The 13,863-nt window shown below is 58.5% G+C and carries 11 protein-coding genes; 10 read left to right on the top strand and 1 reads right to left on the bottom strand.

Going from position 1 to position 13,863, the window contains the following annotated elements:
- Nucleotides 1-507: 507 nt before the first annotated feature.
- Genes IT781_RS08975 through IT781_RS09015 form a run of 9 tightly spaced genes read left to right on the top strand, consistent with a single transcriptional unit; the run spans nt 508 to nt 12,063 of the window.
- A complete protein-coding gene (locus tag IT781_RS08975) occupies nt 508-2,622 on the top strand; it encodes a TonB-dependent siderophore receptor (protein ID WP_228779032.1) in 2,115 nt (704 codons plus the stop codon).
- A 9-nt stretch (nt 2,623-2,631) separates the two neighbouring features.
- Nucleotides 2,632-3,840, top strand: coding sequence for a siderophore biosynthesis protein (locus tag IT781_RS08980; RefSeq protein ID WP_194969816.1), 1,209 nt, complete (start codon nt 2,632-2,634; stop codon nt 3,838-3,840).
- Nucleotides 3,837-5,618 (top strand): IucA/IucC family protein, encoded by a 1,782-nt coding sequence (locus tag IT781_RS08985; protein ID WP_194969817.1) that lies wholly within the window; start codon nt 3,837-3,839, stop codon nt 5,616-5,618. The genes IT781_RS08980 and IT781_RS08985 overlap by 4 nt, the downstream gene beginning before the upstream one ends.
- Entirely contained in the window at nt 5,615-6,778 is a 1,164-nt protein-coding gene (locus tag IT781_RS08990) for an MFS transporter (RefSeq protein ID WP_194969818.1), read from the top strand. Before IT781_RS08985 ends, IT781_RS08990 begins: the two co-directional genes overlap by 4 nt.
- 26 nt (nt 6,779-6,804) lie before the next feature.
- Nucleotides 6,805-8,628 carry an IucA/IucC family siderophore biosynthesis protein gene (locus IT781_RS08995; RefSeq protein ID WP_194969819.1) on the top strand — a complete coding sequence of 608 codons (1,824 nt, stop codon included), beginning with the start codon at nt 6,805-6,807 and terminating at the stop codon, nt 8,626-8,628.
- A gap of 1 nt (nt 8,629) precedes the next feature.
- Nucleotides 8,630-9,856 (top strand): type III PLP-dependent enzyme, encoded by a 1,227-nt coding sequence (locus tag IT781_RS09000; protein WP_194969820.1) that lies wholly within the window; start codon nt 8,630-8,632, stop codon nt 9,854-9,856.
- Entirely contained in the window at nt 9,840-10,616 is a 777-nt protein-coding gene (locus IT781_RS09005) for an HpcH/HpaI aldolase/citrate lyase family protein (RefSeq protein WP_194969821.1), read from the top strand. Before IT781_RS09000 ends, IT781_RS09005 begins: the two co-directional genes overlap by 17 nt.
- Entirely contained in the window at nt 10,613-11,677 is a 1,065-nt protein-coding gene (locus tag IT781_RS09010; RefSeq protein WP_194969822.1) for a PepSY domain-containing protein, read from the top strand. Before IT781_RS09005 ends, IT781_RS09010 begins: the two co-directional genes overlap by 4 nt.
- A 56-nt stretch (nt 11,678-11,733) precedes the next feature.
- Nucleotides 11,734-12,063 (top strand): cupin domain-containing protein, encoded by a 330-nt coding sequence (locus IT781_RS09015; protein WP_194969823.1) that lies wholly within the window; start codon nt 11,734-11,736, stop codon nt 12,061-12,063.
- On the opposite strand, the gene IT781_RS09020 is transcribed toward IT781_RS09015, so the two are convergent.
- Nucleotides 12,053-12,805: a cytochrome b/b6 domain-containing protein gene (locus IT781_RS09020; RefSeq protein WP_194969824.1), complete on the bottom strand. Its 753-nt coding sequence runs from the start codon at nt 12,803-12,805 to the stop codon at nt 12,053-12,055. The two genes, IT781_RS09015 and IT781_RS09020, sit on opposite strands and share 11 nt — an antisense overlap.
- 274 nt (nt 12,806-13,079) lie before the next feature.
- On the opposite strand from IT781_RS09020, the gene gloB reads away from it, so the two are divergent.
- Nucleotides 13,080-13,844: a hydroxyacylglutathione hydrolase gene (gene gloB, locus IT781_RS09025; RefSeq protein WP_194969825.1), complete on the top strand. Its 765-nt coding sequence runs from the start codon at nt 13,080-13,082 to the stop codon at nt 13,842-13,844.
- Nucleotides 13,845-13,863: the final 19 nt, after the last annotated feature.

The following is a 13,863-nucleotide window of genomic DNA, read 5'->3' on the forward strand; positions in this document are numbered from 1 at the left end:
GACGAATACCGCCTGCGCATCACCAGCAACGGCAAACTGATTTTGACGAAATAACTTTACCTGCTCCAACCAACGGCATAGCCAGCCACCCAGCCCGACAGGGCCAGGAAGCCAGCCAGTCTTTTTACGACGCGCGAGGCACGCTATGTCAGCACATATCCAACAAGTCATCCCATTTCCGTCTGCGGCCAGAGTCGAGGCGCCGGTATGCTCCGCTGTGACCGTTCTGTTCGATGCGCTGTGCGACGGGACAGACCGTGTTCCGCAGACCAGCCCATTGAGTACACATCTGGCGGGCACAATGCCAGCATGCCGGCGGAGCGGAGGCTTGATCGAATACCGACGGCGCAGCTGCGCAACTAGATATAGACAAAACCAGCACACGCTGACAGCCAAGCGCTCGGCATTCCTTTATTACAACCAATTTTCAATATGCCCTTTCGCACGAACAACAAAAACAACAACATATTATCAAGGAGCTTCATCATGAAATGCGTGGCCACTCGCATGGCAATCACCTTAGCCGGTAGCACTTACCTGGTCTCATTCGCACTAGCCGCTGCGGAGCCGGATCAGGAGGCTGCTGTATTGGAAGAAATGACCGTCGAAGGGGACTGGCTGGGAGCCCCAACCCAGGAGAATGTCCGCACCTACCCCGGCGGACGTTCCGTAGTGGCTGACGCCGATTTGCAGCAGGCCGGCGCCCGCACTCTGGAAGATGCCTTGCGCCTGGTGCCGGGCGTCCGTGCCCAGGACGAAACCGGCACCGGCATTCTGCCGAATATCGGCGTTCGCGGCCTGGACCCCCGGCGCAGCACGCGCACCCTGGTACTGGTCGATGGTATTCCTATGGCCCTCGCCCCTTACGGACAGACGGGCTTGTCCCTGTTCCCTCTGACCATGCAGACCGTAGAAAGCGTGGATGTGGCGCGTGGCGGGGCGGCCGTGCGTTATGGGCCGAACAACGTGGGCGGCGTCATCAATTTCATCAGCAAGGCGATCCCGGATAAGTTCAGCGCTACCGCGAGGGAGGCGCTAACCATCTCCACCGACACCGGCAACGTGTTGACCGACAGCTATGTGCGTGCCGGCGGTTTCGTCAATGACAGCCTGGGCCTGCAATTTCAGGCCAATACCGTGCTGGGCGATTCGTCCCGCGCCCATTCGGAAACGGAAGTGGAAAACCTGGCGCTCGATACCCATTGGTTCATCACCGACAACGCTTCCCTCAAGGCCGGCATACAGTATTACAATACCGATACCGAACTGCCGGGCAGCTTGTCGCCCCAGGCCTACGCGCAGGACCGCTTCCAGTCGCAGCGGCCGTACGACAAATTCCAGGGCGATACCATACGGGGCCATTTGGTTTATGACCAGAGTTTCGATCTTTTCGGCAAGCCTGCCGAATTCAACTGGACCAATTTCGCGCATACCAGCGACCGCGAATTTACTGTCGGCTGCGATCTGAACGCTGCCGCAAGCGCATGCAATCTTGATCCGTCCAAGCCCTCCAATGGCGTACAAACCAGCCCGCGCACATTCACCGTCTTCGGCACGGAGCCCCGGCTGACCGTAAGCGCCCAGACCGGCTGGCTGGGCCACAAATTCACGCTAGGCGGGCGTTATGTCAACGAGGACGTCGATCAGGGCGTCGACCGGTACCGCCTGGGCACGAATGATGTCACTCATGCCCAGGACTTCCATTTTGACACCGACGCCTTCGCTCTCTATGCCAGCGATACCTTGAGTGTCTGGAAAGAACGGCTCAGCGTCACGCCGGGCTTGCGCGTGGAATGGATCGATCAATCCAGCTACAACCGACTCAAAGATACTGTCGCCGACAACCACAGCAACGAGCTGTTGCCTGGTGTCGATGTGGGCTTCCACCTGTGGCCAAAAAAAATCTTCCTGTTCGGCAACGTACACAAATCCCTGCAACCGGTGCAATTCACCCAGATTACCCTGGAAGGCGATACCGGTGTAGAAAAGGCCTGGAACTATGAAGCCGGCCTGCGCGTGTCGCCGCTATCGGAACTCGACGCTACATTTACTTATTTCCGTTTTGACTTTGATAACCAGATTGTCGGCGTCGTGGAAGACGGCACCACCAAATTCCGCAACCTCGGCCAAGCCGAGCATTACGGCTATGAAACCGAGCTGGACTGGCGACCATCTTTCTTGGCTGGGCTCGATCTCAAGGCAGGCTATACATATGTCGATACGCAGCAGAAGAACGATCTGTTTAGCGGCACCTCGCAGGTCGCGTTTAAAGGCAATGAGGTGCCGTTCAGTTCGCACCATCAAATCACCCTGCAGGGTAACTACCGCATCGACACGGTCAATTTCAACGTCAACGGCTCATACCTGAGCTCCGCTTATACCGACGCGGCCAATACCGAGCTGGAAAACGCCATTGGCGACAAAGGCAAGATACCAGGCTATTGGCTGTGGAATGCCCAGATTACCAAAGATTTCCGCCTGGACAAGACCGCTATGCGGGTCGGGCTTGCCGGCAACAACCTGTTCAACGAGGACTACTACTTCCGCGGCGTGGACACCAGCCTCGGCCGCATGCCGGGACCTGGCCGCTCCGTCATGCTCAGTCTGCAAATGGATATATAAGGAGAAATCATGCATAACCAAGAATTAATTCTACTGACCCATGTCCCGACCGAATCGGTCAACGAAGGTTTTCTGCCGGCGGCGCGCCGCCTCGGCCTGTCGCCGGTGCTCTTGACCGATCAGGCTGAAGCGCACCGCCAGCACTTTAGTCAGAGCGGGCTATCGGCCTATCCGGATGCCATCATTTCCTGCGACGTATTCAACCCGCTCGCGGTTATCGAAGCAATCAGCCGACGCGGGCGCAAGCCGGCCGCGGTTTTTTCCAACAGCGATCACCTGCAAACCAGCACGGCCATTGTTGCCGAGTACTTCGGGCTGCCCGGCAAGGACTGGCGCGTAGCCTACCGAGCCAAGAACAAGGCCGAAATGCGCGCTTATCTGGCCGAGCAAGGCATCGAAACGATACGCCATGCCGTAGCATGGGATCTGGACAGCTTGGCGCAGGCCGCCGACCGAGTCTCCCTCCCTTGCGTCATCAAGCCGCGCGAAGGGGTTGCCAGCCAGGAGGTCGGCCTGGCGCGGGATTACACCGAGCTTGCCGCCCACTGTCAGGCCGTCTGGCAAGCGCGCCCTGGCCAAGTGATGCTGCTGGAGGAATACCTTGAAGGGCCTTTGTGCACGTTGGAAACGCTGGGGGATGGCAAGGCCCTGCGCGCGCTAGGCGGGTTCCATGTACGCCTATCGGCACCGCCGCATTTCGTCGAACTGGCAGCCGAATGGAACAGCAAACTGGCGGAGCGGCACGATGTGCTGAGCCAGATCACCCGTTTCGGCGTCGGCTTCGGCGCCTGCCATACCGAATTCGTACTGACGCCCCAAGGACCGCGCCTGATCGAGATCAATTACCGCTGTATCGGCGACCGGCGTGATTTTCTGCTTGAGCAGACGCTGGGCATTCCGCTGTTCGAAACCGTGCTGCGGCTGCACCTGGACGAGCCGTTGCCCGCCTTGACATTGACCCCACGCGCCGCGGCAATACATTACATTACGCCCTCGATAGAAGGCCAAATCATCCGCGGCCCATCTTCATTCAATCACAGCAGTGCGACAGTCGACATCGGCCTTCGCGTATTGCGCCAAGTGGGCGAGACCGTAACGATCACGCACTCCAATAAGGATTACCTGGGCATCCTGACCGGCGTCGGTACGAACGAGGAGACGGTGCGCCAGATGCTGGCACAAGCCGGCAATGACCTGATTTGGGAGATCCGCTCATGAGGCATCAGCAGGACTATCTCTGCCGTCGCGTTGTCGATGCGCTGCTGCGGGAAAATGTGAGAGACATAGTGAGCAAAGGGCGCATGGTCCCGGCTATCGACATGCCATTGCCCGATGCGCCCGAGCAAATCAGCCACTGGCTGGCCGTCGACCATCTCGGTGATGGACGCCTATGGATTCCGGTCCGGTCTTGTACTTTCATGCAGGCCTGGGCGCTCCACGAGCTACCGTTGATCTGGCAAAGCCGCGAGGGTTACCGTCGGCTGGATGACTGCACCGCCATTCTGGCGCTGTTCCGGCAGGGACTGGACCCGGCCTCGGCCGCCTACTTCGATGACTATGCCGAGGAATGCCTGATCGCTGTCGAGCACGGTATCCTGTGCAGACAAGAGCAGCAGCGTTACTTTGCCGAAGTAAGACAAAGTGGACTGAAGAACATCAATACCAGCTGGCTGGAACGGCAGTTGCATTATGAACGGCTGGCCGCCTTTCTCGACCATCCGTTATATCCGACCGCACGCGCAAAGCTGGGGTTGTCCCCGGACGATCTTGCCGCTTTCGCACCGGAATTCCAGCGTCCCTTTCAACTGCACTGGCTGGCCGTAGACAAGACTATCCACTTCGGCGCAACGGCCGAGGCAAGCCTGCAAGGCCTCTGCCCCGGCTTTGAAGAGGTCGGCCTCGATAAGCGGCTGAGTGACAATTACACTCTGCTGCCGATTCATCCATTATCCATGCATCAGCAGTTCGATGCCCTGGCAAAAGCGCACGGACTGCAGGGCAAGCTCCTGCTGGCGCCCAAGCCCTATCTGGAGGTCTTGCCAACTTTATCGGTGCGTACCGTGGCCGTGCAGGCCAAGCCGGGACTGCATATCAAACTACCTATGGCGATACGTACATTGGGCGGCAAGAACATACGCACCATCAAGCCCAGCACCATTGCCGACGGCCATACCGTGCAAAGCCTGCTGAGCCGCATAGCGGCCCAGGATGCGAATATCGCCGGTCGCTTGTTGTTGACCGATGAAAGCCTGGGCGCCCATGTCAATCATCTGCCTGAACTGGGCTACATCCTGCGCCGTTATCCGGCCGGGCTGGAGCGGTCTACGGTCGTGCCGGTAGCAGGCCTGCTCGCGGAAACGCCCCAAGGATGGCTGGTGGTTGAAGAGTTGGCGCAGCATTTTTTCGCCGACCGGCTGGAGGATTTCCTCGATGCCTATCTGGAGGCAACGCTGCGCACGCACCTGGTGTTATGGCTGCGTTACGGCATCGCCCTGGAATCCAATCAGCAAAATTCCATGCTGGTGCTCACTAACGAAGAGCCGCCCCTGCGCCTGCTGCTCAAGGACAATGACGCCCCGCGCATCCATGGGTCCCGTCTCACTGCACGCTGGCCTTCGCTGGCGCCGTTCGTGGACGCCTTGCAGGACCGCCGCATCGTCGTGGACGACGAGCTGCCGCTGGCGCAGATGTTCACGACCATCACCCTGCAACTCAACGTGGCGGTCCTGATTGAAGGACTGGCCAATATCAGCCATCTGAGCCGTCAAAAACTCTACTGCAATGTGCGACATAAAATAGACGGACTGCTCACGGAACTGGCCCAACAAGGGGAAGATATCGACTTGGCTCGCCGCGTCTTGCTGGAAGACGACTGGCAGTACGTCAAGTACCTGCTCACCGCCGCCAGCCTGAAACCGAAAGCCGCAACGGGTGCTGCGGATGTCAACAAGTTTTACGGCAAAACCGGCCCCAACTTTCTGAAGGAGAACCTGTGACTGTCGCCCAACGCTGTATGGTGATGGCCGTCATGGGTTGCCACTTCATCGCCGCTTTCGCCGCTCTCGGCATGCCGCCCTTTTTCGCCCTGATCCTCAGCGAATCGCTGCACAGCACTGACACTTACCTGGTCGGCTGGTTCTACGTGGTACCGACGATTTTCACGGCACTGTCCAGCCCCTGGTGGGGCGCGTTTGCTGACCGTATCGGCAAGAAAATCTCGCTGCTGCGCGCGCAATTGGGCTTGTCAGCCAGTTTCCTGCTGGCCAGCTATAGCGACAGTACGGAGCTGTTCTTTCTGGCCCTGGCTTTGCAGGGCATACTGGGCGGCACTTTTGCTGCTTCCAACGCTTATTTGGCAACCATGGCCAGCGGCCCTGTCCTGGCCCGCAGCCTGACGCTGATGCAAGGCTCTGCGCGCGCGGCCCTGGTCGTGGCGCCTGCTGTGCTGGGATGGTTCGCCACCTCGATTCCGCCGATAGAACTCTACCGTTATCTGGCTTTGCTGCCGTTGGCTGCGGCTCTGCTGCTTTGGGCGCTGCCTGAGCCGGCATCGGCTACGCATGACAAGTATCGACCGGAGGCACGCGCTGCTGACCCGGCGCCGCTATCTGCGACCAACATTTACTTGCTGCAGTTTGCTTTCATTTTCGCCACGGTCGCCACCTTCCCTTACTTCATTCCTTATGCCCAAGGCCTAGATTCAGTGTCCGTCGAGCTGGCCGGTCTGCTGTTCGGTGTACCGAATCTGCTTTATCTGGTCGCGGCCGGCCTGTTAACCAGCTATCTCAACCGGCGAACATCACCAACGGGATTGGTATGGTTGTTCCTGCTCATGGCCCTTGCCCTGTTCGGCCAGGCCCAGACACAAAGCCTGATAGGCTTGACCCTGTGGCGGGTACTGATGGGACTGGCCATGACTGGCAGCTTTATCGTACTACATGCCTTCATCGCGGCACTGATACGTGAAAGCCAGGCCGGACGCACTTTCGGCTGGCTGGAAAGCGGCTCGAAGTGGGGCGCGGTAGCCGCCGGGTTGGCTGCTGGGGCCGTGGTGGACGGTTTTGGGTCACGGGCACCTTTTTTACTCGGCGCCGGGGTTATGGTCGCCGCCGCCAGCTGGCTGGCTATTTCAAGCCTTGGCCGCTGGCGCACTTAAAATATCTGACACTCTGGAGATAAACTATGGGACATCAAGCTCTACAAATTTTTTATCAGAATTGCTCGGCCGAGGATCAGGCCGGCCAGCGCAGCCTGGAGACCTTGCTTAATTGCTATTGCCGGGAAGTCGCCAGTCCAGCCGGCCAGATCAGCATTGGCCCCTTGTTCGGCCAGGGCGACTGGCCTATGGCCTTGCGCACAGCGCTGGGACAAGGCGGCGGCAAGGCCATGCACATCCTGTTGCCGCACAGCGGAGAGCGGCTGCTGGTCGCCGTCGACCAATCATCGCCTACCGGCAACTATCGCTATCGCTCGCCTTTCTATCACAAGTCGCCGGGCCGGCCCTGGTCTCCTTTGGAATGGCACACATTGGCGACGCTGCTGCTGCGTGATCTGGCCGAACAAAACGATGTGCCGTTCAATGAAGAGCTGCTGGAACAAATCCGCGACAGCGTCGCTGTAACCGGCGCGATTCTGGCCGTGCCGCAACCGGCAATGCCTTGTGATACCCTGGCCGCCTATCTGGATTCCGAACAGTCATTGGCATTCGGCCACCCGTTCCATCCGGCGCCAAAGAGCCGGCAGGGCTTCTCGGCTGCAGACCTGCAGCGCTATGCGCCGGAATTGCGAGCCAGCTTTCCGCTGCATTATTTTGCCGTACGACGTGAGCACTGGCTGCAGAATTCATTGCTGCCGGCATCCACTGACGCCCTGCTGGCTGCCCAGGCGCCTGCAGATCTGCAAGCGGACGATGATTTCGCGCTGCTGCCGACGCATCCTTGGCAGGCGCGCTATTTATTATCCCAGCCCCTAGTGCAGTCGGCTATCGTACAGGACCGATTGCGCGACTTAGGGCCGCAGGGACCGGCCTATTTTGCCACCTCATCGATACGCACCCTGTTCCATCCGGACAAGCCCTATTTTTACAAATGTTCCTTACAGGTGCGCATTACCAACTGCGTGCGCAAGAATGCCGTTTACGAGCTGGAAGGGGCGCTGCAAGTCACCCGCATCATGCAGACTATCTGGCCGCGCCTGGCGGCGCAATTCCCTACCCTGCGAGTGCTGGAGGAACCCGCCTATGCATCGGTACGGCTGGGCGGCCATGAAGCCCAGGCCGACCGTGAAGCCGCGGAAGGATTCGGCCTGATCCTGCGCCAGGGCCTGGACCCGGCAGACACTGCTACAGTGACGCCGCTGCTTGCCGGCTCGCTGTTCGGCAATCATACGCGGGGCCAGGCGCGCCTGGCGGACATGCTGGACAGGCTGGCACAAAAGCAGGCTGCACCAAGAGAGGCCGTAGCCGAAGACTGGTTCTCGGCGTACGTGCAACAACTGCTGCCGCCGGTGCTGCATTGCTTTTTCGACCACGGCATCGTTTTCGAACCGCATCTGCAGAACGTGCTGCTGGGCCTGACCGAAGACTGGCCCAGCCACATCTGGCTGCGCGATTTCGAGGGCGTCAAACTGGTCGCCGGGCGATTCAATGCCGTTTCTCTGGGTACCGTCGAGGCAAGGGTGCGACAAGGGTTGTTTTATAGCGACGATCAGGGCTGGAACCGTATCGCTTATTGCCTGCTGGTCAACAATTTCTGCGAGGCCGTGGCGCAGTTAAGTGCACTGCATCCCTCCCTGGAGCCGCGCCTGTGGCGTATCATCGGACACCAGCTGCGCAGTTATCTGGCGCACCACGGCAACCCGAACGCGGCACGGCGCATCAATGCGCTGCTAGCTGGAGCCCCTTTCCCGGCCAAGGCCAACCTTATCAACCGCTTTCACAAGCGTCCTGATCGTGAAGCCTCTTATCTGCCACTGCCCAGCCCGTTGGCCTACCTGCGAGACATCTGATATGAATGGACTATCAACCCGCATGACGGAAGCCGTTCGGCACGCCTGTAGTGATGAGCTGTTGTGCGCCTATATCTACGATCTGGGAGCACTGGACCGGCACGCAGCCGGTCTGGCCGCTTCGCTGCCGGATAATTGCGAGCTTTTTTACGCCGTCAAGGCCAACTCCGATCTGCCGATTCTGCAAACCTTGGCATCTCATGTACACGGTTTCGAAGTTGCATCCGGCGGCGAGTTAGCCTGGGTGCGTAGCCATTTTCCTGATGCACCGGTCATCTTCGGCGGTCCCGGCAAGCTCGATACGGAGCTGGCTACCGCCTTGGAACTCGGCGTGGAATTGCTGCATATGGAGAGCCTAGGCGAATTGCGGCGGCTCGCATGGCTGGCCCGGAATGCGGATCGGCAGGCTGATATACTGCTACGCATCAACCTGGCGCTGGATGACGTACCAGCCACCACCTTGACCATGGGCGGACGCGCCACGCAGTTCGGCATAGAGGCCGGTCAACTACCCGAATGCCTGACATGGCTCGCGGGGCACCCGGAGATTCGGTTGCGCGGCTTCCATTTCCATCTGATGTCCCATCAGCTGGATGCCAGCGTGCATCTGGCATTGCTCGCCCGCTACTTCCGCCAGGTGCGGCAGTGGCGCGAACAATTCGGACTTGCCGTCAACCATATCAATGTAGGGGGTGGCATCGGCATCAATTACCGGGAGCCTGAACGGCAATTTGACTGGCCGGCATTCAGTGCCGGCCTTGCAGCCTTGATAAAAAGCGAAAACATGGCGGACTGGCGCATCCGCTTCGAGATGGGCCGCTATATGACCGCAGCCTGCGGCTATTACGTCATGCAGATACTCGATATCAAGCAATGCTTCGGCCGCCATTTCGTGGTCGGCCGCGGCGGCACGCACCATTTCCGCACGCCCTATGCCCAAGGCCACAGCCATCCGTTTTTCATATTGCCACAGGAACACTGGCCCTATCCCTTCCCGCGGCCCGAAGTCAAACAGGCCCGAGTCACCGTGGTCGGCCAACTTTGCACGCCTAAAGACATATTGGCCAGTGATGCGCCAGTTGAGAGGGTGCGGGTCGGCGATCTGCTAATGTTCCCCTATGCCGGCGCTTATGCCTGGCATATCTCCCATCATGATTTTTTGCGTCACCCGCACCCGCAGCATATCTATCTGCCAGCACAGGAGCCAGCCCATGCTGCAAACCAATAAGCTGAAACAGGCTCTGCGCAACGGTAAAACAGTTTACGGACTGCTGAATTCCATACCGGCGCCCTTGCTGGTGGAGATGATAGGCTATGCCGGCTACGACTTCGTCATCCTGGATCTGGAGCATGTGAACACCAATCCGGAAACCCTGGAGAATATGATTCGGGCGGCGGAATGCGCCGGACTGACCGCTTTAGTGCGTGTGCCCGGTATGGATGCCGACATGATTCTGCGCGCTCTGGACAGCGGCGCGCAAGGCATCGTCGTCCCTCACGTGCAAAGCCGTGCCGAAGCGGAAGCGGCCGTCAGCGCCAGCCGCTACCATCCGTTGGGTGAACGCGGCATCAGCGGCGGCCGCACCACCGGTTTCGGCCGCCTGGATCTGCCGAGCTATTTCGAGCAGGCCAATGCCGAGCTGCTGGTCGCGGTCATGATCGAAGACCGGGCCGGCGTGGAGAATATCGACGCCATCGTCTCCGTGCCGGGCATCGATCTGGTGCTGGAGGGCGCGATCGATCTGTCCCAGTCTTATGGCGTGCCGGGCCAGGCGCAACATCCGGACGTGCAGGCCGCCATCCTGGCCATCGCCGATGCCTGCCGCAAGCACAACGTGCCGTTCTGTGCCATACCGCGCCTGCCGGAACAGGGCGAATACTGGCGCCGGTGCGGCGTTCAGGCCTTTCTGCTGGGCGATGACCGGGGCGTTTCCTTCCGTGCCTTTAAGGCGCACCTACAAAGCTGGAAAAACCAGTCATTATCATGAGCGCAGCCATTTCCAAGAAGCTGTGGTTCGGCCATCTCTATCTGGGAGTTGCGCTTGCCCTGCCCCTGCTGATCATTGCCGCCAGCGGCATCGTACTGAGCTTTTACGATGACTTGCGCTTCGCTTCACCGCCTTACCGCCTGGCAACGCCGGCGTACCAGCCGCGCGATGCCGTCACCTTGGCCGAATCCGTCCGGCGACGCTTTCCCCACCATCGCCTGGAGGTGCTGTTTCTGCCGACGGCTCCGGAACACAGTGCCAGAGCCAGACTGACCGGGCCGGAACCACTGCTGGTGTTTATCCATCCCGGCACGGCCGCCATTCTGGCGATCAGGAACGGCGCCGATCAGGACGGACTGGATTGGCTGCGGGAGCTTCACCGCGGCAGCGTATTGGGCCTTCCCGGAAAGATTGCCGCCAGCATGACTGGTCTGGGGACGCTGTTGCTTTGGCTGATGGGGCTGCGGCTAGGGTTCAGGCGTCAAGGGAAGGCAAAACGGCGGCGGGCAAAGCGTTTCCCTGAACTCATGGCGATCCATCGGCAAGCGGGGCTGCTGCTGGGCGGTCCTGTTGCCGTTCTGGCCTTGCTGGGCGCACTGCTCAATTTTGCCGGCCCGTTGATGCAATGGCTGGACCCGCCGCCGGCCATTGCAGAGCCCGCTTCCGCGCGGCAGATACTGCCGCTGCCCAGATTGATTGATGCAGCGATTGAAGGTTACCGCAACGCCCCGCTGGAACGCATCTACTTCCCGGCCGATGCAAGCCAGCCCTGGCGTTTTCGGTTCCTGGACGGCAGTTGGGGATTTGTGAATGGTCAAAATGGAACGCTGCTAAAACTCAAAACGCCTTTCTCTCACTGGACCCTGCTGCTGTATCCTCTGCATAGCGGCAAATTGCCGGGCATCAAGGGCCATTGGCTGCCGGTCTTTTGCGGCATCGCCCTACTTTTCCTGCTCGGCAGCGGCGTGCATCGCGGCTGGCGCATCGTCAAGCCGCGCAGCCGCCAGACATCCTTGTGCCGCTCTAACTCAATTCAATCGATTGCCCATGTGAGCGAATAGAACAAATTCTCCCGCGCTCTGTCCAATTTGATATTTTAAAGAAGAAGGTAGCGGCCATGGCAACACATCACGCTGTTCCGGGGGAAATTGTCGACCTTGCCAGTTGGGCTAATGACCTGCCCAATGAAAAAACAAAGGTCATCATAAAAACAGATACGATGGAGCTGGCGCGCCTTGTCGTGCCCAAAGGCAAGGAGTATCCCAGCCACCAGGTGCCCGGGCCTGTGGTCGTCCATTGCGTTCAAGGGAAAATTGAGTTCACTGCCATGGGCGGGACACAAGAGCTGCATGACGGCCAACTGCTCTATCTCATGCCGGGGGAACCGCATTCGCTCAGAGGCATAGAGGATACGGTCATCCTGCTGACCATCCTGCTTACGAACTGATGTCGCTATCTCCGGACTCTTTATCTACGGGAATTCCGCTGATAACCTTCTGCCCCGAGAACATGGCAGAAATAATGCCGCCCCCTTCCCTTAACTCGGTAATGATTACCGCCGCCACATGCAAAATGACGATGACGGTCAGGACATAAAAACTATAGAGGTGCACCACTGCAACGGGTTTTCGGTAAGCGCGCATGACTTCATAGGCGGCCGCATCGTACATCTCGGGCGTGTAGGGAACCAGCGAATCCGGAGAAACGCCGGGGGCTGCCACCCACTGCGCGATCCAATGGCCAATGGGCGGATAAAACAGATCAGTGCCCGCCAGCACCAGACCGGTGATTGCCTGGACTGTCAGGAACAGAAGTATTGCAGTTACCGACAGCCGGCCTATCGGATTGTGGCCGAGATACTGTTCGGGCCGACTGGCGAAGAAGGCTGCCGCATAGCGGCGCAGCGCTCCAAAATACCCCCTGCCGCCGGGCAGAATCGATCGCCACCGCGCATAACGGTTGCCCCAAAAACCCCACACGATACGCCAGAGCAGATTGAGCGCGAATAGGTAGCCGACCCAGGCGTGGACCGTTTTCAGAGTCACTTTGCCGGCATTGTGAACCCCAAGGTCGCCGGCATTGAGAATCACAAGCCCCACAGCCGCCAGAACAGTGACGCAAAACACATTGATCCAGTGAAACCAGCGCGTGCCGGCATCCCACACCGTATAACGTTTCAGGTCAGTCATACCGGCTCTCCATTTTTATCCGTAGATTAATCTGCAATCGATAGCCTTTGCAGACGAATGTTTGATTTGCAATCGTTTTACACATCCAATAAGTTATCCAGTTCAGCATTGTTATACGCCAGCCATCCTGCTGGCCGAAAAATTATGAAAAATTAATCGGATATTAGTTTAGATGACATTTCGGCTGCTGTCTGTCATCAAGCAATATTTAAATCCATCCTTATAATAAATAGCTTTTTTGCTTTATTCGACGAAACAGACTGGAGCCCAATAAATGGTTGAAATTATTCACATTCCTGTCCTGAACGACAATTACATTTATCTGATCCGCGACCCTGCATCCGGTGAAACGGCCGCCGTAGACCCCGCCCTTGCCCAGCCGGTTCTGGATGTTCTGCATGAAAAAGGCTGGCGCCTGACATACATTCTGAACACGCATCACCATGGCGACCATGTCGGCGGCAATCTGGAATTAAAGGAAAAAACCGGCTGCACGATTATCGCGGGCCATTCCGACAGGAATCGTATTCCCGGCATTGATATTGGCGTCAGCGAAAACGATCAGATTGCGCTCGGCCGACATGTGGCCAGCGTTATTTTCACGCCCGGCCATACCAGCGGCCATGTTGTCTATCATTTTGCCGAAGACCATGCGCTGTTTTGCGGCGATACGTTATTTGTCATGGGCTGCGGCCGCCTGTTTGAAGGCACGGCCGAGCAGATGTGGCATTCGCTGCAGAAACTCAAAGCCCTGCCCGCTTCTACGCGCATTTATTGCGCACATGAATACACGCAGATCAATGGCCGGTTTGCCTTAAGCGTAGAGCCCGATAACCGGCAGTTAGTGCAAAGAATGGACGAGGTCAATCAATTGCGGGCGAAACACCTGCCGACCGTGCCTTCCACCATAGCGCAGGAACTGGCGACCAATCCGTTCTTCAGGGAAGACAGCCCGGCGCTGCAAAAACACATCAACATGTCGGGTGAAGCACCGCTGCGGGTATTTGCAGAAACCCGAAAATTGAAGGATCAGTTTTAAAACCTGGCGGTTACGAATT

This window comes from Methylobacter sp. BlB1, from assembly GCF_015476545.1.
Taxonomy (GTDB): Bacteria; Pseudomonadota; Gammaproteobacteria; order Methylococcales; family Methylomonadaceae; genus Methylobacter.

Coding starts and splice junctions, on each gene's coding strand:
- IT781_RS08975 (WP_228779032.1), top strand. CDS start 508: ATGGCAATCACCTTAGCCGGTAGCACTTACCTGGTCTCATTCGCACTA.
- IT781_RS08980 (WP_194969816.1), top strand. CDS start 2,632: ATGCATAACCAAGAATTAATTCTACTGACCCATGTCCCGACCGAATCG.
- IT781_RS08985 (WP_194969817.1), top strand. CDS start 3,837: ATGAGGCATCAGCAGGACTATCTCTGCCGTCGCGTTGTCGATGCGCTG.
- IT781_RS08995 (WP_194969819.1), top strand. CDS start 6,805: ATGGGACATCAAGCTCTACAAATTTTTTATCAGAATTGCTCGGCCGAG.
- IT781_RS09000 (WP_194969820.1), top strand. CDS start 8,630: ATGAATGGACTATCAACCCGCATGACGGAAGCCGTTCGGCACGCCTGT.
- IT781_RS09005 (WP_194969821.1), top strand. CDS start 9,840: ATGCTGCAAACCAATAAGCTGAAACAGGCTCTGCGCAACGGTAAAACA.
- IT781_RS09010 (WP_194969822.1), top strand. CDS start 10,613: ATGAGCGCAGCCATTTCCAAGAAGCTGTGGTTCGGCCATCTCTATCTG.
- IT781_RS09015 (WP_194969823.1), top strand. CDS start 11,734: ATGGCAACACATCACGCTGTTCCGGGGGAAATTGTCGACCTTGCCAGT.
- IT781_RS09020 (WP_194969824.1), bottom strand. CDS start 12,805: ATGACTGACCTGAAACGTTATACGGTGTGGGATGCCGGCACGCGCTGG.
- gloB (WP_194969825.1), top strand. CDS start 13,080: ATGGTTGAAATTATTCACATTCCTGTCCTGAACGACAATTACATTTAT.